At 40.2% G+C, this 19,941-nt stretch carries 15 protein-coding genes; 4 read left to right on the top strand and 11 right to left on the bottom strand.

What is annotated here, in order from left to right; all coding sequences use genetic code 11:
- The first annotated feature begins 11 nt into the window (after positions 1 to 11).
- Positions 12 to 1,925: a cobaltochelatase subunit CobT gene (gene cobT, locus ABID23_RS01070; RefSeq protein ID WP_354188451.1), complete on the top strand. Its 1,914-nt coding sequence runs from the start codon at positions 12 to 14 to the stop codon at positions 1,923 to 1,925.
- Positions 1,926 to 2,647: 722 nt separating this feature from the next.
- Here the strand turns inward: cobT and ABID23_RS01065 are convergent.
- A complete protein-coding gene (locus ABID23_RS01065; protein ID WP_354188449.1) occupies positions 2,648 to 3,334 on the bottom strand; it encodes a VUT family protein in 687 nt (228 codons plus the stop codon).
- A gap of 119 nt (positions 3,335 to 3,453) precedes the next feature.
- Positions 3,454 to 3,759, bottom strand: a complete 306-nt coding sequence (gene rpmB, locus ABID23_RS01060; protein ID WP_354188447.1) for a 50S ribosomal protein L28 — start codon at positions 3,757 to 3,759, stop codon at positions 3,454 to 3,456.
- Positions 3,760 to 4,037: 278 nt separating this feature from the next.
- On the opposite strand from rpmB, the gene ABID23_RS01055 reads away from it, so the two are divergent.
- On the top strand, positions 4,038 to 4,823 hold the full coding sequence (locus ABID23_RS01055) for an SURF1 family protein (RefSeq protein ID WP_354188445.1): 786 nt from the start codon (positions 4,038 to 4,040) through the stop codon (positions 4,821 to 4,823).
- Positions 4,824 to 5,079: 256 nt separating this feature from the next.
- Here ABID23_RS01055 and ABID23_RS01050 read toward each other — a convergent pair whose 3' ends face one another.
- The 5 genes from ABID23_RS01050 to htpX form a co-directional block, all read right to left on the bottom strand.
- Positions 5,080 to 5,232: a DUF1127 domain-containing protein gene (locus ABID23_RS01050; RefSeq protein WP_354188443.1), complete on the bottom strand. Its 153-nt coding sequence runs from the start codon at positions 5,230 to 5,232 to the stop codon at positions 5,080 to 5,082.
- 153 nt (positions 5,233 to 5,385) lie between these two features.
- A complete protein-coding gene (gene purH / locus ABID23_RS01045; protein ID WP_354188441.1) occupies positions 5,386 to 7,002 on the bottom strand; it encodes a bifunctional phosphoribosylaminoimidazolecarboxamide formyltransferase/IMP cyclohydrolase in 1,617 nt (538 codons plus the stop codon).
- Positions 7,003 to 7,157: 155 nt separating this feature from the next.
- The gene (locus ABID23_RS01040; RefSeq protein WP_354188439.1) at positions 7,158 to 8,867 is read right to left on the bottom strand and encodes a heparinase II/III family protein; all 1,710 of its coding nucleotides are present in this window, start codon (positions 8,865 to 8,867) and stop codon (positions 7,158 to 7,160) included.
- A gap of 64 nt (positions 8,868 to 8,931) precedes the next feature.
- Positions 8,932 to 10,299: an RsmB/NOP family class I SAM-dependent RNA methyltransferase gene (locus tag ABID23_RS01035; protein ID WP_354188437.1), complete on the bottom strand. Its 1,368-nt coding sequence runs from the start codon at positions 10,297 to 10,299 to the stop codon at positions 8,932 to 8,934.
- Between the two features lie 33 nt (positions 10,300 to 10,332).
- Positions 10,333 to 11,376 carry a zinc metalloprotease HtpX gene (gene htpX, locus ABID23_RS01030; protein WP_354188435.1) on the bottom strand — a complete coding sequence of 348 codons (1,044 nt, stop codon included), beginning with the start codon at positions 11,374 to 11,376 and terminating at the stop codon, positions 10,333 to 10,335.
- Between the two features lie 83 nt (positions 11,377 to 11,459).
- Here htpX and ABID23_RS01025 point away from each other — a divergent pair, with 83 nt between their 5' ends.
- Positions 11,460 to 11,678, top strand: a complete 219-nt coding sequence (locus tag ABID23_RS01025; protein WP_354188433.1) for a DUF1674 domain-containing protein — start codon at positions 11,460 to 11,462, stop codon at positions 11,676 to 11,678.
- 127 nt (positions 11,679 to 11,805) lie between these two features.
- Here ABID23_RS01025 and rpsP read toward each other — a convergent pair whose 3' ends face one another.
- The 4 genes from rpsP to ABID23_RS01005 all read right to left on the bottom strand — a co-directional run bounded on the left by rpsP (position 11,806) and on the right by ABID23_RS01005 (position 14,979).
- Positions 11,806 to 12,171 carry a 30S ribosomal protein S16 gene (gene rpsP / locus ABID23_RS01020; protein ID WP_354188431.1) on the bottom strand — a complete coding sequence of 122 codons (366 nt, stop codon included), beginning with the start codon at positions 12,169 to 12,171 and terminating at the stop codon, positions 11,806 to 11,808.
- Between the two features lie 16 nt (positions 12,172 to 12,187).
- Positions 12,188 to 12,514, bottom strand: a complete 327-nt coding sequence (locus ABID23_RS01015) for a chorismate mutase (RefSeq protein ID WP_354188429.1) — start codon at positions 12,512 to 12,514, stop codon at positions 12,188 to 12,190.
- A gap of 24 nt (positions 12,515 to 12,538) precedes the next feature.
- Entirely contained in the window at positions 12,539 to 14,107 is a 1,569-nt protein-coding gene (ffh, locus tag ABID23_RS01010; RefSeq protein ID WP_354188427.1) for a signal recognition particle protein, read from the bottom strand.
- 224 nt (positions 14,108 to 14,331) lie between these two features.
- Positions 14,332 to 14,979: a carbonic anhydrase gene (locus ABID23_RS01005; RefSeq protein WP_354188425.1), complete on the bottom strand. Its 648-nt coding sequence runs from the start codon at positions 14,977 to 14,979 to the stop codon at positions 14,332 to 14,334.
- A gap of 235 nt (positions 14,980 to 15,214) precedes the next feature.
- On the opposite strand from ABID23_RS01005, the gene ABID23_RS01000 reads away from it, so the two are divergent.
- A complete protein-coding gene (locus ABID23_RS01000; RefSeq protein ID WP_354188423.1) occupies positions 15,215 to 19,903 on the top strand; it encodes an NAD-glutamate dehydrogenase in 4,689 nt (1,562 codons plus the stop codon).
- The last annotated feature ends 38 nt before the right edge of the window (positions 19,904 to 19,941 follow it).

Below are 19,941 nucleotides of genomic sequence, written 5' to 3'. Positions count from 1 at the left end.
ATATATCAAGTATGGCTATCAACACTGGCGACAACAGCAAAAACTCAACAGACAGCTCTTGCGACAGCACACTTAATGCTGAAGCTTTTAAAAAAGCAATTTCCACCTGTATACGTGCAATTGCTGGCACCTCAAAACTTGAAGTTTCCTTTAGTCATAACAGACCATCCTTTTGGGAAAACAATGCATCTTTACCAGAATTACCACAGCATGCGACAAATAAAGACATCACAATTACTCGTGGATTAGGCGATTCCATGGCCTTACGCGCGGCATGGCATGATAAACGCATCCATACCCAATTCGCCCCACAAGAATTAGAAGCACGCGCTGTCTTTGACGCTCTCGAGCAAACACGTGTTGAAGCCATTGGCACTTTAGCCATGGAAGGAGTTGCACACAATCTTGATGAAATGTTGGCAAACAAATATAAAAGAGCCCATTATCAAAAGATTAGTAACCAGAATGAAGCGCCCATCCAAGAAGCAATTGCTCTTTTATTACGCGAAAAAATAACAGAGCGCTCTCCCCCAAAAGAAGCAGGCCCTGTATTAGAATTATGGCGTCAGGAAATCGAACAAAAAGCTGCCAAAGAATTGAATGAACTGACACATCATATTTATGACCAACACGCTTTTGCACAAATTGTTCGTCAAGTGCTTGTGTCATTAAAAATGACCACGCAACTTGAAGAAACATCTGACAGCGAAAACAATAAAAAATTAAAAAACGAATCTGAGCTTAAGGATCAAGCAGAAAAAGAAAGTAAAAATCCAAAACAAACCCAAAGTGAAGAGCAAACAGCAACAGAACAAGAAAGCGATACGCAAGACAATGGAAAAACCCAAGCGACAGAATTAAGCGACAGTGATAAAGCTGAAGAAGAGCAAGAAGAAGGCCCGTGGCAAGAAAAATCGGGGCAGTCTAGACGTCTTTTTACCGTTTCAGAAAAAATGGAAAGGCTTGTCGATTATAAAGTTTTTACGCGCCAATTTGATAAAATATTGGAAGCAAAGGATTTTTGTTCTGAAAGTGAATTGAATCAATTACGCCATCATCTTGATAAACAAGTCAATCATCTCCAAAACGTTGTAGGACGTCTCGCCAATCGCCTACAACGCCGCCTTATGGCACAACAAAATCGCAATTGGAACTTTGACCTTGAAGAAGGATATCTCGATACAGCAAAACTCCCACGCCTTATCATTGATCCTATGCAACCTCTTTCTTTCAAAATGGAAAGCAATACTCCGTTTCGCGATACTGTTGTTTCACTGCTCATTGATAATTCAGGCTCAATGCGAGGACGCCCTATTACCGTCGCAGCAAGTTGCGCAGATATTTTAACACAAACTCTTGAACGTTGTGGAGTCAAAGTTGAAATTTTAGGCTTTACCACTAAAACCTGGAAAGGAGGACAATCACGCGAACAATGGCTCAAACAAAACAAGCCTCGTCATCCTGGACGCCTTAATGATTTATGTCACATCATTTATAAAAGTGCAGATATCCCATGGCGTCAAGCACGGCGCAATTTAGGTCTCATGATGCAAGAAGGCTTACTCAAAGAAAATATTGATGGTGAAGCATTGATTTGGGCACATCAACGCCTTTTATCACGACATGAACAACGCCGCATTCTCATGGTCATTTCTGATGGAGCTCCGGTTGATGATTCGACCTTATCGGTTAATTCTAGCAATTATCTAGAAAAACATTTACGCGCAGTGATTCAAGAAGTCCAAAATCATTCTCCTATAGAACTCATTGCCATTGGAATTGGTCACGATGTCACACGCTATTATCAACAAGCTGTAACAATTATGAATGCCGACGAACTAGCCAAAGCGATTACAAAACAATTAGAAACACTTTTTAGCGGTAAAAAACCTCATTCTCATAAAAAATTCAAAAAAACACCTTGAATCAGGAATAGACTAATTAATCAGGGGCATTTACTGTGTCTTGAATAAGAAATATAAATATTGTGAAAATTCTCTCATTCATTTCAAATCTTATAGTAAACAAAAGACCGTTTTCTTGCGTATGACAAGTAAAATGCCTGTATGAATTAAAAACAGCTTAAAAAAGACACAAATACTTCTTGTAGAGCATCTCAATACAAAAGCTATTTGTGACAACATTGAGCACTGTCAAATAAATTGATGATCAGCTTGATGAGTTATATATTCTCATATCTAAAATTCATGTTACACATTGACAGAAACACTTCATCATAGTTTCAGTCTATTTCACAAATACGCTCCATGAATGATATCATAGAAAGACGACGAAACACGGACTATTTTTATATTTTTAAGGCAACAACCATCACTGTTATTCTCTTACGAATATCCAATGCCAACAACAGCTTTTACATTGAGATGAACCACAAGAAATATTTTTGCCCTTTTAAAGTATTCTTTACCCCCGCACACCCCTTAGATATACAAGCGAATAATCTTTATTGATGCTATCAAGGAATAGCAATAAACAAACGCCGTCATATTTAAAACGCTTATTCAAGCTATAAAACAATAAATTAATACGATAAAGCGCTTAGAGTGTATCTTCTGCGAAGACGTTTCTCACAAAATATGACATGAAACGCTTTCATCTTCTAAAATAAGAAAAAGAGAAATAATGCTTATGAGCGAGTAACAAAAGATGAATCATCTTTTGAATGTTTTTGATAAAGCGGAACTTTCAAAGCACTCAAGATTGTTCCATAAGGGATAAGCATCAACAGACTCATAAAAATTTTCACTGAAAAATCACCAAAAGCAAGAAAAAGCCAAACTGGAGCATCAATTCCAAAAAGAATAGCCCCCTCCGTGAGTGAACTATCAGCATACCCTGTCATCTTATCGATAACAGCAAAAAAACTAGAGAAAGCAAGAGCAAAAAATAAAACCGTATCCAAAGCCGAACCGACCAACGCTGCAGCTAAAGGCGCTTGCCACCATATCTTACGTCGCAAAGGAGTAAAAACAACAATATCGAGCAACTGCCCAAACAAAAATGCTAAACTGGAAGCAATTGCAAGTCGCGGAGTCGCTAAAACCCAAGAAACCAAAACACCAGCAAAAAAGCCTGCATACACCACACGCCGTGCAGCAGATGGACCATAAAAACGATTGGTCAAATCATTAATCAAAAAAGCAAATGGATAAGTGAAAGCACCATAGGTGAGGAGCTCATCCAAATCAAACCAATAAACAGGATACTGAACCAAAATATTAGAAGCAGTCACAGTCAAGCACATCGTCAATATAGAAAAAGCAATAAACTTATCCTTTTTCTGCAGCGATAAAAGATCGTGTTCTGAAGACATTTTTTTAACCTGGGGTATGGAACCAATAAAAGATAACGATCAAACAGCAAAAAGCCGAAAAACAAGATTCCCACATAATAGAAAAAAACGATTCAGTTTTGCCATCAACAAAAAGAGAATCACGCTGCTTTCTCGGCTTTTTGTTCAGCTTTTTTCTTAACGATTTGGCGCTTTAGCAAACGCGCACGTTGCGATAACTCTTTATCGTCAGATTTCACCAAAAAACCATCCAGACCACCACGGTGCTCAACAGAACGCAAAGCACTAGCCGAGACACGCAAACGATAACTCTGCTGTAACACTTCAGAAATCAATGTCACATTGCAAAGATTTGGTAAAAAACGACGACGGGTTTTGTTGTTTGCATGGCTCACATTATTACCATACAAAACTGTTTTTCCTGTCAATTCGCAAGCACGAGACATAAACCTCACCTTTAAACTCTAAGAAACTCTTCAATCCTAGCACTCATAAAATAGAATGCACACAAAAAAACGCACAACACGACCTTCAACGGACGTTATTGGAAGCTTTGTTTCTAATAGGGTGTCAATACCAAAAGGTCAAGTCCTTTGTATAGACTTATACATTCCTTATCAGAATCATTCTGCCATCTTTTCTTATAAAAAACGTACAAAATGTTTTTTTTCAATGCTCACCATGCTAAAAAGGTATCCCGGCATTCTAAAAGGGAGTATCTATCATGAACGAAACAAACCTCCCCGTGAAAGAGATTCAACAAAAACACTTTCGTTTTTCTTCGCTTTTGTTCGGTATTCTTTGTCTATGTTTTTTTCTTCTCTTTAGTGCTCTAGGTGTATGGCAAATACAACGGTTAAACTGGAAAACCAACCTTATCACGAGTGCTCATCAGCGTATTCATTTACCACCCATAAAAGCGCCCCCACAAAATCAATGGTCACAGGTTACTTTTGAAAGTGATGAATATCGACCTGTTACGATCACAGGAAAATTTTTGAAAGATAAAAATATTTTTGTCATTGCTGTCGCGAACAACACTACGGGATACTGGGTTTTAACACCTTTACAGACAGCCGATAACACATTAACCTTTGTAAATCGTGGTTTTATTCCCATGGATGCACGACAAAATTTTCAAAGTTCAGAGCAAGCACAAACAAACGAGCGCCCTTATCAAGATGAGAAAATAAATGTGAAAAAAACGACAATTACAGGTTTGTTACGCATGAGTGAAAAAAACGGCTTTTTTCCTCGCAAAAACGACCCTGATCATGATTTGTGGTATACGCGCGACTTGCCTGCCATGGCAAAAAAGCTTGGTTTATCAGCCGTTGCCCCCTATTTCATAGACGCTGGAAAAAAAACAGCCACGCCTTCAACCCTTCCCATAGCTGGTTTAACAATTGTACACTTTCGCAACAATCATCTCGTCTATGCAATCACATGGTTTATCTTAGCGGCCGGTGTTCTAGGTGGATCTTGTCTTTTACTACGACAAAAAAGCTAAAGACATTCACCTTATGAGATATAATTGTTAAATAATATATCATAAGAGATACAGACGTCACAACAGAGTACACCCCTACTCTGTTGTGTTAAAATATTACATGTCATTTTTTGACCAAACAGCACACAATCGTCAAGGTAAAGCCACCACTCCACCCTTCATTCAGATGCACTATTTACATAACAAAATATGGGAAAAAACGCCGAGCCTTTCCTTAAACTAAAGGATCTCTCTCAAGTATCATAACACATCACTCTTAGAAAGATCGACGTGAATGGTGCCGAGCGACTGAATGAATATCACCTCGGCAAATACCGAGATCATTAAGCTCATATGTTGAAAGATTACTCAACGCTTTAACTGTCCGCCGGTAACGGCGCCAATTATTATAGGAACGCAAAATATTCATATTCTTTACTCACACTCTTTGTTACTCTTCCAGAGTATAAGGATAGAACAATTTACAAAAAAGAGTCGTGTTATAACTTCATAACAGATATGCACTGGTAGCACGAGAGGCTGATTTAGAATTTACCTTCTTTTAAAAAAAGCACTAAAATCATTAATGACGAAAATGCCGCACACCAGTAAAAACCATAGCCAAGTTATGCGCATCAGCTGCAGCAATAACGTCTTCGTCTCGGATTGAACCACCCGGTTGAATAACCGCTGTAGCACCCGCTTCAGCAGCTTTCAACAAGCCATCTGCAAAAGGAAAAAAAGCATCCGATGCCACCACAGAACCTTTTGTGAGCGTTTCTGTTAAACCGGCTCTTTTTGCACTTTCTTCAGCTTTATCTGCAGCAATTTTTGCTGAATCAATACGACTCATTTGCCCCGCACCAATTCCAACTGTTGCACTATTTTTGGCATACACAATAGCATTTGACTTAACATGTTTCACCACGCGAAAGGCAAACTGAAGATCCCGCATTTCATCCTGACTTGGTGCCCGCTTTGTCACAACTTTTAAATTAAGATCATCCACGACCATATTATCACGTGACTGCACTAAAATTCCTCCAGCAAGCGTTTTAACCATAAGCCCCTTATCGCGTGGGTTAGGAACACCACCTGTTATCAACAAACGCAGGTTCTTTTTTCTTGCAATAATTTCACGCGCTGCCATTGTCGCATCAGGAGCAATAATGACTTCCGTAAAAATCTTAATAATCTCTTCTGCACACTCTTCATCGAGAGGTTGATTTAATGCAACAATCCCCCCAAATGCGGAAACATTATCACACATAAGAGCTTTTAAATAAGCTTCTTTCAAACTCTGCCCTTCAGCAACACCACAAGGGTTTGCATGTTTAATAAGAGCAACAGCAGCACTCTTTTGGGGATCAAACTCCGCCACAAGTTCAAATGCAGCATCTGTATCATTCATATTATTATAAGACAGTGCTTTTCCTTGCAAAAGTTCAGCCGTTGCAACACCAAATCGTTTATCACGATTGCGATAAAATGCTGCCTGTTGATGCTGATTTTCTCCATAGCGCATAACAGTTTCAAGATGGCCGGAAAAACTTTGCCAAGACGGTGTTTCAATGTTTAAATCTTGTGCAAACCATGCTGCGATAGCCGCATCATAATCAGCAGTATGCGCATAAGCACGCATCGCTAACTGACGCCGCATAGAGAAACTTAAACAACCATGATGCTTCTCTAATTCCTCTAAAACCAAATCATAATCACTCACTGCTGTTACCACACCGGTATAAGCATGATTTTTTGCTGCAGCACGGATCATTGCCGGTCCACCAATATCAATATTTTCAAGAATTGTTTGTCCATCAGCTCCAGATTGAACAGTTTCTTGAAAAGGATAAAGATTCACCACCAAAAGATCGATGCCATGAATGCCATGCTTTTCCATAGCATCTTTATGGCTTGGATCTTCTCTTATGCCCAATAAAGCACCATGAATCAAAGGATGAAGTGTTTTGACACGCCCATCCATTATCTCTGGAAATCCTGTAACTTCAGCAACATCTTTTACAGGTAAATCAGCAGCCATTAAAGCTTTGGCAGTTCCCCCTGTTGAAATCAATTCGACACCATAAGCATGAAGCGCTTTTGCAAACGCAACCAAACCCGTTTTATCAGATACAGAAAGAAGAACACGACGAACCCGATGAAGATCAGGTATGGGAAAATTTTTTGCAACGATACCCATCAGAAACATCCTAAAAACGCAATGGTTAAAACTGAGAAAACAAGCTTATAAACTTATAACACATATTCGTTATCAAAATACACCGAAAGGGTAAAGCTTCTTTCTCTTAACACACAGAGAATAAGTCTTCTCTTATTTCATTATAAAGAATGAAATCATTGCACCAACGAACGACGGATAAAGCGCCAACGAACTTTTTCTAAAAATGCAGGACGAAAATACAAAACAATTTGCTGTGTGCGTTGTGGACCTTTAGGAGCTGAAAAGTCAATTGAATCTTCAAGATGAATATCAGCATCAGGCGACATAAAATACCATACCGGACCACCTTCCACAGCTAAACATACGCGCTCACCATCATGGTTCACGTGAACTTGCGGATGAAGATGAAACCGAACAGCCACATTATTTTGCTCACTTTGAATGGCCTTATTTTTTCTTAACCCCGGCTTGTTTGGCGTAAAAAAGCGATCAAAACCCTCAATCATTTCCCCATTGGTTGCTAAAATAAGACCACGTTCATGAATCAAGTTAAAGAATTGGACATAACCATTATGGCTTGCAATAAAACCAATTTTTGTTGAATCTTCTATACGGTGCACTTTAACATCTGTTGGTCCATCAAGCAAAAATGACGCACCGTTTTGTCTCTTTTTATGAAAAGTGCCAACCGAACAATCATTCATTGTTGCTGTTGAATGTGCCGCGGTCACACGTCCTAAATGCCTATATTCTTCACGCCCATAAGGATTAACGCCCATATTGATAATAAAGCGGCTTCCCTGTGAAGACATTTCAAAAGATAAACACCCAGCACCCGCATGTTCCGAAGCAAAACGTGGCGGAAATTTTCCTGTATCAGCAAGCACTGTCGTTTGATTGGCTTGTAAACGCTGGAATCCTGAATAACGTGCATAACTAAAAGGATGCCCTGCTGTTTCATCAAATTCTAAAAGTGCCGATAAACGTTCAGGATCAAGAGGACCAACGCCATTAAAACGTGCCAATGTTTGATCTTCATGGATAAAAAACCGCAAAGCCGGAAACATGCGCTCAACAGAATCGATGAGAGCACGTGGTGCTGTTTCATTGCTGTGCATAAAAAGATGACGCAAAGACAATAAATCTGATAACAAACTAAATAAGATGACAGGACTACGTGAAATATGACCACCATCAATCAAAATCTGACGTGAAAGCTCCTCGACAAGAATGGTTTGCACCTTTTTTTTCACTGTTTCAGCAACAGGCAAAGAAAGAGAAGCAAATGTCAACGCAACTGCTGCTTGCAAACGTTGATCATTGTTTTCCATACTATAAATTGTTGTACGTAAATAACGAAAGTGAAAACCAAGTGCACGCAGAAAGTTCCTTTCAAACCGCTCACTTGCCCCTTGCAATAACATTTTCGAATGACAGATCCATGAAATTAAACGGCGTGCGACAACAGGTGCGCTCCAAGAAATTCCCTTTACTTTTTTGCCACTGTGATCAAGCCAATCTGCTAAAAGAGAACGTGCATGTGCTGTAACTAAATCACTCCGCGCTGCACTCATATGTCGCAACCAATGAAAATCATGAAGCCCTGCTTCCCATTCTGATGTTGGAGAAACCAATAAAAAAGGAGAAACAGCACCAGAATGAACAATACGACCAGCAAAAGCAAAACGACCATGGTAAAATTCATGCGCCATCATGGGATCAGCTAAATGTAAATCAATAGGATAAGCTAAAATTTTATGAGGACGAAACCCTGAAAACCGCCAACGAAAAAGGGGACCAACCCATAAACGACGTATAAATTTTTGTGCCATATACACAAAATCCAACGCCTTTGTCTGAGGACCTTTTAACGCAATTGCCACAACTTCATCTCCGTGCCTAATGAATCATGAACAATCTCGGTTATTTTAGTAAACTAACCGTTAATTAAGCCACTTTCCGCAAACGTGCTGCAAAAAAACCATCCATTCCTAAAAACACGTTTTTTTCAGTATCAAAGCTTTGATGACAAAAATCAGCAGGTGTTGTTCGTAAAAATCCCCTATCGGAAAGCAAATGGGCAAGAAACTCCACTTCATTTTTACAAATAGGGTCTAAAATAACATCACAACGTTCCGCTAAAATTTTTTCAATGAGATCCTCCCCTTCTTCTTTGACCAACGAACAGTTGGAAAAAACAAGGCATCCACCTTTCTTCACCAAAGCAATTGCCGCAACAAGCAAATCATATTGCAACGCTGCCAATTTGACGATATCGTCCATTGACTTCGTCCATAAAATATCCGGATGACGACGTATCGTACCAGTAGAAGAACAGGGGGCATCAAGAAGGACAGCATCAAAAAGCTGTTTGGGATGAAAGTTTCTCACATCTCCCTGCCAAGTAGACACTGTAAAATGAAGACGCTCCATATTTGCCTTTAAACGCTTTATCCGATTAGCAGAAAGTTCAATGGCTGTCACACAAGCTCCTTGCAAAGCCAATTGTGCTGTTTTTCCTCCAGGGCTTGCGCAAAGATCTGCAACCTGTTTCCCCTGAATATTACCAAGTAAACAAGCAGGCAATGCCGCAGCAAAATCTTGAACCCACCAAGCCCCTTCCTTATAGCCTGGTAAATCAGAAACAGGGCAATCCACACTACTCAACCGAACAGAACCATTGGATAAAACAACCCCTCCAAGCCGTTCAGCCCATCCAGCACGGTCAGACTTAACTGTCAAATCAAGAGGAGGCGGAGCACTTTGAATTGCTAAAATTTGTTCAGCCTTTTCTTTTCCATAAGTTGAAACCAAAAGCTGTCCAAACCATGCTGGAACCTCTTCAAGACTAAGAGCTTGCTGCTGTAATACAGCCGCTTCACGTGCAACATTGCGTAAAAGAGCATTCACCATTCCTGAAAATCGGCGCATACGCGGGTCAAGTTTAGCCACACGCACAGCTAAATCAATCGCAGCATGATCAGGAATATCAAGATAAAGAATTTGTGCCACACCAATATGTAAAAGATGCTGCAATGAAAATGCCTGTGGCGGTAAAGAACGGGTCAAAAATCGTGATAAAATCGCTGTAATTTGACCTCTGTGACGTAACACTGCAGATAAAATAGCGCGGCATAAAGAGCGATCTCGATAGGAAAGCTCTAAATATTGTGGATGTCCATGCTCATTATCGACCAAACCCGAAAGAGAAGCGTGCTTATTCAGCACCGCCCCTAAAAGACGAACACATACCTGCCGAACAGCCAATCCTGGAACATTCTTTTCAGACACACAACCCACCTTCTCACATTTCAAAACAACACTTTTATTTTTTTAAAAGTTCTATGATTAAAACTTTTTTGAATCTCCATAACGAAGCCAAGAAGGACGTTTTGTAACACGCTGAAAATCATTATTTTCTTGATTACTATGTGCATTTTTTTGAGCACGATAATCCAGATCTACATAATCTGAATCTCTGTTTTTTTCATAAAAACGCTCTTCTTCATTCCATCCTATCTTTTCAGCCAATTTTCCTTTCATTTCTTCTGCTTGCCGATAAAGAGCAGCAATGCGATTTGCCGTCGCCGGATGCGTAGAAAAAAGGCTATCAGCGCCTTCACCACTTAAAGGGTTAATAATAAACATATGTGCCGTTGCTGGATTGTGTTCTGCCTCTTCATTATAGACACCGCGCCCACCATCAGCAATTTTACGCAATGCCGAAGCCAACCATAACGGATTACCACATATTTCAGCTCCTCGACGATCTGCCGCATATTCACGCGTGCGGCTTATAGCCATTTGTACCAACATGGCAGCAAAAGGTGCCACAAGCAAAGCAATAAGCCCTCCAATTCCCCCACCACTGTGAGAATCTTCTGAAGAATGACGCTGTCCCCCCATAAAAAAAGCGAAATTACCAAGCATCGAAATCGCTCCAGCAATTGTTGCCGTTAACGTCATTGTTAAAGTATCACGGTGTTCAATGTGCGCCAACTCATGTGCCATAACGCCTGCTATTTCCTCTGGACTTAATCTCTGTAATAATCCAGTACTTGCAGCAACAGCCGCATTTTGAGGATTACGTCCCGTAGCAAAAGCATTTGGCTGCGCACTCCCAATAACATAAACTTTTGGTTGAGGAAGAGAAGCATTTCGTGCTAAATTACTAACGATTTTATAATAAGTGGGTGATGAATTCTGATCAACTTCACGCGCACCATACATACGTAAAACAATTTTATCTGAATTCCAATAAGAGAAAAAATTGAGACCACCTGCCATTAAAAGGGCAATGACCATGCCACTGCCTCCTCCAATGAGATAACCAACTCCCATAAAAAGAGCGGTCATAAAAGCCAAAAGCATAGCCGTACGCATTATATTCATGACTCAAAAACTCCATAGTAAAATACAATTAATGCTATATGATGGGGTTTTGTTTCTTCTTCTTCAATGAAATTGGGTGTAAAATGGACAAAAAAGACGAGCAAACCAGCAAACAAAATACAACTGTTGTTGATCAACAGCAATCTCTTTCTCCCGCCGCACAACGTGCTCTAAAGGAAGCAGCAGAGCGACGCAAACATGAAACAAATAAAGAAAAACCTTTAGAGAATGGCGGACGCGGCGGAAAAGACCCAGCACGCTATGGAGACTGGGAAATTAAAGGCCGCGCCATCGACTTTTAAAAGGCAAACATTTGCTTTTAAAAAAGCAAATGTCTCTGAGGAGATTCACTTTCGCTCAGCAAAAACGAATAATCTTCGCCTTTTTTATAAAAATGTTAAAAGTATAACGCATTAAATTGAAAAATAATTATACATTTTCTTCTGCACCAGCAGCGGCTTCTTCAGCAGCTTGCTTGGCAGCAGCAATACGCTCTTGTGCCTTTTTACCCGATTCACCTTTTTGTGGATTATTGCGAACAGGACGCTTCTTTAAGCCAGCCGCATCCAAGAAGCGTAAAACACGATCCGTTGGCTGTGCTCCTTGACCAAGCCAATATTTGATACGTTCTTCATCAAGTTTTACACGCGAACTATCTTTAGGCAACATTGGATCCCATGCACCAACACGTTCAAGGAAACGCCCATCACGCGGACTACGAACATCCGCAATAACGATGTGATAGTAAGGACGCTTTTTTGAACCTCCACGGGACAAGCGAATTTTTAGTGCCATATTTTATCTCCTATTGTCAGTCCTGGCTTTCATTTAAATTAACTTTTTGTTGTTTCTCTCCAGCGATCACCTCGTGGTGATGCACAACCTCTTTAATAACAAACTTCAAAAATCTTTCAGCAAAGTCGGGATCAAGGCCACTCTCTATAGCCAATTGCCGCAACCGCACAACTTGGCTCTGCTCACGCAGAAGATCAACGGTCGGCAAATCATATTGTTTTTTTAAATGCCCTATCACTTTTGTACAACGAAAACGCTCTGCCAAAATACGAATCAAAGCTGCATCAAAATTATCAATGGATGCTCGCAAATGTGCTAATTCATCCAATATTTCTTCCTGCATTATATTTCCTTCCCTCTTTGCATCTTACTTTTTCTTGGGACGCTGAGGAAACTTGCCCCTATCAGCAATACCATTGGAAAGACTAGGAAATGGAATCCCACTCTTTGGCAAACCAGGAAGTCCCTTTCCTCCATGACCACTTTCAACCTGCTTTTGCAACGTTGAGAGCTGCTTTAAATCAAGGCCTGACAAATCAGGAAGAGTCTCAGAATCTCCACCAGCAGCCCCCATACCACCAAGGCCCATCTTAGAACCAAGTCCGCCCAACACTTTTCCCATCAAGCCGCCTCTCCCTTTGCCTCCCATGGCTTTGACCATATCAGCCATTTGGCGATGCATTTTTAACAGCTTATTAATATCAGAGGCATTTGTACCAGAACCTTTAGCGATTCGCTGTTTACGGCTATGTTTCAGCAGCTCTGGATTTTTTCTTTCCAAAGGCGTCATTGACGAAATAATAGCCAGTTGACGATTAAATAAGCGGTCATCCAGTCCAGCAGCGGCAATTTGATCTTTTACCTTGCCCAAACCAGGCAACATTCCCATAATGCCACCCATTCCCCCCAGTTTTTTCATTTTCTGCAATTGCTCGGCAAGATCGTTGAGATCAAACTTTCCAGCTTGCATTTTTTTTGCAAAAGCAGCTGCCTTTTCATGGTCCATTGTTTCAGCAGCTTTTTCAACCAAAGAAACAATATCTCCCATTCCAAGAATACGATCAGCAATACGCTGAGGGTGAAACTCTTCTAAATCATCTATTTTTTCACCGATCCCAATTGCTTTAATTGGCTTGCCTGTCACAGCACGCATTGAAAGAGCTGCCCCACCACGACCATCACTCTCCATACGTGTTAAGATAATTCCTGTAATTCCCACACGCTCATCAAAAGAACGAGCAAGATGCACAGCATCTTGACCGGTCAAACTATCCGCCACCAACATAATTTCATGAGGATGAGAGCAAGCTTTAATTTCAGCCAATTCAAGCATCAAAGCTTCATCAATATGATTACGTCCTGCTGTATCAAGGATCAATACATCATAACCACCCAATTTAGCGGCTTGCAACGCACGTTTTGCAATATCAACAGGAGGCTGTTCTGCAATCACCGGCAAACTCGCCAGTTTTGCTTGTTCCCCCAATTGGCGCAGTTGCTCCTGTGCCGCAGGACGGCGTGTATCTAATGACGCCATGAGAACTTTTTTATTATTCTTGTGTGTTAAACGTTTGGCAAGCTTTGCTGTTGTTGTTGTTTTCCCAGACCCCTGCAGACCAACCATCATCATCACAACAGGTGCCGGCGCATTTAAATCACTCAACACACCTTCATTGCCAAGAACATGAACCAATTCGTCATGAACAATTTTAACAACCATCTGGCCAGGTTTAATGGATTTAACAATTTCTGAACCAACAGCCTTTTCTCGAACCCTATCGGTAAAAGAACGTGCAACATCAAGTGCAACATCAGCTTCCAGTAACGCACGACGAATTTCACGCAGCGCCTCTGCGACATCCTGATCCGACAAAGTCCCACGCCCTGTCAAATGAGACAGTATGGAGCCGAGTCGTTCTTGTAAGGATTCAAACATTATCTACCTCATTGCTACATAACAAACAAAAGTGGCACCCGAGAACGCATCGCGCCGTCGGGCGTTGACCTCTGAGATCTCTTTATACCCTTATCGTTGGGGTCTCAGTCGGTGGCTCCAAGTTAATTTTGTCACTGAAAGCTCGCTCTTTCAAACAATAAAACCCTACCTTTGTCAAGATTTATCATACAATACCCCTTAAAAGATAGCAAATATTATACCTCTTAACTCTCAACCTGAACACGTGTAAAGCAACCTGTTTCCTGTTCTATATTCCATAATTCACCAGTTGAAATATCAAACCAAACCCCATGAAGTGTTAAAAGCCCCTGACCTCTGCGTGCCTTTATCCAAGGAAATGTTTCTAAATTTTTCAATGAATGATGGATGGAAAGCTGTTCTAATGCGGTCTGTTGTCCTTGCTCAGTCAACGACTCATTGCCTGCAATTTCCTGCGCTGCTTGTGCTAAAAGACTTATCCATTGTCCCACAAAATCATTTGACGATAAAGACCGACATGTTCCCTTAACAGCAGTGCTCACCCCCCCACAATGAGCATGACCAAAAACCACAATATGCTTAACTTCCAACAGTTGCACAGCATATTCAATAGCTGCTGATGTTGCATGATATTGATTATCAGGAGAAAAAGGAGGAACCAAATTAGCCACGTTGCGCAAAGTAAAAATTTCACCTGGCTTAGCATCAAAAATGACTTCTGGCACAGCCCGTGAATCACAACAAGCAATAACCAATACCTCAGGCTTTTGTCCCTCAGTTGCTAATTGCTGATAATGTAATGTCTTATGTGAAAAGTGATTTTTGATAAAAGATCGGTAACCGCTTAACAGTCTTTCAGGTAAACGTATCATTGATGACTTACTTTCATTATATATATTTTTAAGAACAAATGACTATAAAAAATATTAAGAACGTGTCTTCATCATCGCAAGATCTTTCCTCAGTAAACTATATTGTTACTATAAGATGGAACAAGCACACCTTTTCCAATAAATAACTATTCACTTGTAAAAGAAGGTGCTACATTAGAGCATAAAGAATTATTTTTCTATTAAGAAAACACTTCAGAGCAAAAGGGAAATCACTGTGTTAAAACAACAAAAATCAGAACAAAAAAGTCACCAAACTAAAATAGAAGAAATTCTTTTTGCTCATACTGATAAAGAAGATATCATTTGTTACGAAAAAAAAGAGCTCCAAAAAGCCACCGCTATCGCAATTGATACTTTTAATCTCCATAAGACAGGCGAAAGCACTATACACTTTGAACAAAACCTAACCCGTAACAACAAACCTATAACGGTTATTACACTCGTCAACGACAATAAGCCCTTCCTCCTTGATTCCATTTTAAATGTCTTTAATCAGCATAAAAACCATATTTATTTGATTGCCCATCCCGTCCTTGACTGTGACGAAGGACAGCGCATCAGCCTGATGCAAATCCACATCGAATCCTTAGACAAACAACAGATACAAAAGCTTAAAGATGAGCTTATTTTGGTTCTAGAACAAGTCAATGCTGCTGTGCGCGACTGGCACCCTATGCTTGAAGAGGTTAAAAAGCATATTCATGCCTACCAAACAAACCTTCCCGCACACTACAAACAAGAAAGTGAACAAGCTGTTAAATTTCTCAATTGGTTGATGGACGATAATTTCATTTTTCTTGGCATGCGCACTTATAATTTCACCAAAGACCAAGCCCCCGCGAAAGCCTTTACAGCCAGCAACATTGAACTGGGTATTCTTACCGATGCCTCTATTCGTATTATTGGCGATGCACGCGTAGAAGAACCTCCCCAAGAAATCTTCTCTTTTATGGAAAGTGATAACCTATTGATTGTCACAAAAGCCAATAGCCGTTCAAAAATCCACCGTTCTGTTTGGCTTGATTATATTGGTCTGAAACTCTTTGATAAAGAAGGCAAGCTGTGTGGAGAGCTGCGCATTGTAGGGTTGTTTACTTCCTCAGCTTACACGCGCTCTATTTTGCAAATCCCTTTCTTAAAAGAAAAAGCCAACACTATTATTCAACGTCTTGGATATGGTCGTGCTGACTATTCCGGAAAAGCACTTATCAGTGTTTTAGAAACCTACCCAAGAGATGAGATATTTCGCTCCGACGTTGATACATTAACAGAAAACGCCAAACTTATCATGCAGTTAGACGAACGACCACGTCTACGCGTTCTAGCCCATACCGATTCTTTTGGGCGTTTTGTATCTATTTTTGTCTATGTACCGCGTGACCAGTATCGTGGAAATATCCGTGAAAAAATTGGACAATATTTTGTTGAGCTCTATAAGGGTAATTTTTTTGAATCCTATCCACTCTTTTTGGAAAGTACCCTCACACGCGTTCATTATATCATTCACCGCAAAGGAAATGAAAGTGCTCCTGTTATTGAACGTAGCATACTTGAACAACATGTGCATTCTATCGTACGAAATTGGGAAGAATGTATTCAAAATATTGCTCTCACCCACAAAGCAACAGAACAACAAATACGTTTGGCGAGCCAGTTTCCCAACAGTTATCGAGACTTATTTACAGCTGAAAATGCCATTGAAGATGCTGGATATATTTTAAGTCTCCATGATCAAAAACCACTTTTTGTTACTTTTTCTCATACGCATAAAAAAGAAAAACAAAACATTTCTCTCCGACTCTTTCACCGCCATGAAGCACTCGCCCTTTCTAAGCGCGTTCCACTTCTTGAAAATATGGGTTTTCGGGTGATTGCTGAACAAACACTTGAATTGCCGGATAGCAATGGATATTCTGTATATCTTCATGACATGCAACTAGAAAGTGCTTTTGAGTTGAGCATTGATTCCAAAGAAGAAGGTCAAAAACATGCTGAAACCTTCGAAGCTATTTGGTCTCACGATGCTGATAATGATGCCTTTAATGCTTTAACGCAAACAGCTGGACTTAATTGGCGTGAAATTGTTATCTTGCGCCATTATGGGCGCTATCTCCAACAAGCTGGAATTCCTTATTCACAAGATCGCGTTGCCCAAACTTTAAACGCCTATCCTGAGATTACTCAAGATCTTTATGCTTTATTTCATTTAAAATTTCATCAAAGCCATACAGAAAAAGAGCGTGAAAAAAACCTATCGGTGATTCAAAAACGTATTGAAGAAAAATTACAGAAAGTTTCCGGTTTAGATGATGATCTCATCTTACGTCGTTATCGCAATCTTATTGATGCAAGTTTACGAACCAATGCCTTTACCCCTCTTGAAAATGGTCACCCACGACGCATTTTAGCCACCAAATTAAATCCACGCCACATTGAAGGTTTACCTGAACCACGCCCCTATCGAGAAATTTTTGTTTATGGACCAGAGGTCGAGGGGGTTCATTTGCGCTTTGGTCCTATTGCCCGTGGCGGAATTCGTTGGTCTGATCGCGCCCTCGATTATCGTACTGAAATACTCAGCTTAGTCAAAGCTCAACAAGTTAAAAATGCCGTTATTGTCCCAGTTGGCGCAAAAGGTGGTTTTTATCCTCATCGCCTTCCACAAACGAATGATCGTGGAGTTATCATAGAAGCTGCACGACAAGCTTATATCGACTTTATCACGGCTTTACTCTCCATTACCGACAATCTGGTTAACGATAAAGTAAAGGCTCCTCATGACGTCATCTGTCATGATTCCCATGATCCTTATTTTGTTGTCGCTGCCGACAAAGGTACGGCAACATTTTCTGATACAGCTAACGCCATCAGCCAAGAGAATCATTTTTGGCTCGACGATGCTTTTGCTTCTGGGGGGTCAACAGGCTATGATCATAAGGCTATTGGAATTACAGCGAAAGGCGCATGGGAAGCCGTTAAAAGGCATTTTCGAGAACTTTTTAATCACGATATTCAAACAACCCCCTTCACCTGTGTCGGTGTTGGCGACATGTCTGGCGATGTTTTCGGCAATGGAATGCTTCTTTCCAAACAAACAAAACTTATAGCCGCCTTTGATCACCGCGATATCTTTATCGACCCAGATCCCAATATAGCTGAAAGCTATGCAGAACGTTTGCGCCTCTTTCAACTTCCTCGTTCAAGTTGGCAAGATTATAACCAGAAAAAACTATCAAAGGGTGGTGGCATTTTCTCACGCACAGTGAAAACCATTACACTCTCACCCGAAGCAGCAAAAGCTATTGGCTTTGAAAAGCAAACGGGAACACCTTTTGAAATTATCTCTGCCATTCTTAAAGCGCCCGTTGATCTTTTATGGTTTGGCGGTATTGGTACTTATATCCGCGCCACGACAGAAACCGATGCACAAGTCGGAGACCGCGCCAACGATGCATTACGCATTACAGGTGAACAAGTCCGTGCAAAAATCATTGGTGAAGGGGCTAATCTTGGCGTTACACAACGTGGTCGCATTGAATATGTTTTAAACGGTGGTCGCTGCAATACAGATGCCATTGATAACTCCGCAGGTGTTAATTGTTCAGATATTGAGGTCAATATCAAAATTGTTCTAGCATCAGCGCTTCGTGCAAAAACACTTACCCGCGAAGATCGTAATGAAATTTTGAAAAAAATGACCCCGCAAGTTGAGCAATTGGTCTTGCGCAACAATTATTTGCAACCTCTTGCACTCTCTTTAGCTGAAAGCCAAAGCGTTGTTGATTTACCTTATCAAATGCGCTTCATGCACGATTTAGAACAGAAAAAACTTCTAGATCGTAGAGTTGAGATTCTCCCTGATGAACAAGTTCTACGACAAAGATCCGCACAAGGTCAGGGGCTTATGCGCCCAGAGCTTGCCGTTATTTTGGCATATGCTAAATTAACCCTCAAAGAAGAAATCGCTCATAGCGCTATCATTGATGATCATTATTTTGATTCAATTTTATTGAATTATTTTCCTACTCAAATTCAAAAAAACTTTGAGAAAGAAGTTATTCAGCATCGGTTGCGCCGTAATATTATTGCAACATTCCTTGCTAACGATATTGTAAATCGTGGAGGACCAACTTTTGTTAGTCGTCTACGAGATGCAACAGAACAAAAGGTTGAAAATATCATTCGTGTTTTCATTACATTATGCGATGGTTTTGAAATATCTCAATTGTCTAATCAAATTGACAAGCTTGATAATAAAATACCCGGACTTATCCAAAATAAATTCTATGCAGCCATTACTTCAATGCTCTTTGAAACAACAAATTGGGGACTGCGTAATATGGATCTCACAACTTCATTAGAAGACCTTGTGAAAACAATAAAAGAAGCCCGTACTATTATTGAAAAGCAGCTTACAGATTCCAATAACAAAGATATCAATCAAAAAATTCAAGAAAAAACAATACGTTATAGTGAAGACGGCGCACCAAAAGCTTTAGCCAAACAATTGGCTCTCTTGGAGGCTGCTCCAATAATTTGTGATATTTCTTTAATGGCAAAACAAAGCAACAGTGACCTTATTAAAACTGCAGAAATTTACTTCTCACTTGCTCAAATCATGCGTATAAACCGTATTAATGAAGCAAGTCGAACAATACCAGTAGTGGATTATTATGACAGTATGGCCTTAAGCCAAGCGAAAGAAAATATTGCCGAAAGTTTACGGAAAATTGTCATAAAAGTTCTGAAAAATTATGGAGAAAAAGAGGATCCATTTACAGCTTGGAGTAAAACAAAAGAAGATCAAATTCATAATGTAACAAATCGCATCGGTGCCCTTATTGAAAATGATCTCAACATTTCTCGCTTTACCTTTGCTGCAGGTATGATTGCGCAACTTTAAAATAATGTTTTCAAATTTCAAAGTGAGGCAAGACCTTC

It is taken from the genome of Bartonella silvatica, from assembly GCF_040545155.1.
In the GTDB taxonomy this organism is placed as follows: Bacteria; Pseudomonadota; Alphaproteobacteria; order Rhizobiales; family Rhizobiaceae; genus Bartonella; species Bartonella silvatica.
Note: the sequence above shows the minus strand (reverse complement) of the source record. Positions and strands in the feature narration are given on the sequence as shown.

Excerpts from the sequence above, each read along its gene's own strand:
- cobT (WP_354188451.1), top strand. The coding sequence starts at position 12 with ATGGCTATCAACACTGGCGACAACAGCAAAAACTCAACAGACAGCTCT.
- ABID23_RS01065 (WP_354188449.1), bottom strand. The coding sequence starts at position 3,334 with ATGTCTTCAGAACACGATCTTTTATCGCTGCAGAAAAAGGATAAGTTT.
- rpmB (WP_354188447.1), bottom strand. The coding sequence starts at position 3,759 with ATGTCTCGTGCTTGCGAATTGACAGGAAAAACAGTTTTGTATGGTAAT.
- ABID23_RS01055 (WP_354188445.1), top strand. The coding sequence starts at position 4,038 with ATGAACGAAACAAACCTCCCCGTGAAAGAGATTCAACAAAAACACTTT.
- ABID23_RS01050 (WP_354188443.1), bottom strand. The coding sequence starts at position 5,232 with ATGAATATTTTGCGTTCCTATAATAATTGGCGCCGTTACCGGCGGACA.
- purH (WP_354188441.1), bottom strand. The coding sequence starts at position 7,002 with ATGGGTATCGTTGCAAAAAATTTTCCCATACCTGATCTTCATCGGGTT.
- htpX (WP_354188435.1), bottom strand. The coding sequence starts at position 11,376 with ATGAATATAATGCGTACGGCTATGCTTTTGGCTTTTATGACCGCTCTT.
- ABID23_RS01025 (WP_354188433.1), top strand. The coding sequence starts at position 11,460 with ATGGACAAAAAAGACGAGCAAACCAGCAAACAAAATACAACTGTTGTT.
- rpsP (WP_354188431.1), bottom strand. The coding sequence starts at position 12,171 with ATGGCACTAAAAATTCGCTTGTCCCGTGGAGGTTCAAAAAAGCGTCCT.
- ABID23_RS01015 (WP_354188429.1), bottom strand. The coding sequence starts at position 12,514 with ATGCAGGAAGAAATATTGGATGAATTAGCACATTTGCGAGCATCCATT.
- ffh (WP_354188427.1), bottom strand. The coding sequence starts at position 14,107 with ATGTTTGAATCCTTACAAGAACGACTCGGCTCCATACTGTCTCATTTG.
- ABID23_RS01005 (WP_354188425.1), bottom strand. The coding sequence starts at position 14,979 with ATGATACGTTTACCTGAAAGACTGTTAAGCGGTTACCGATCTTTTATC.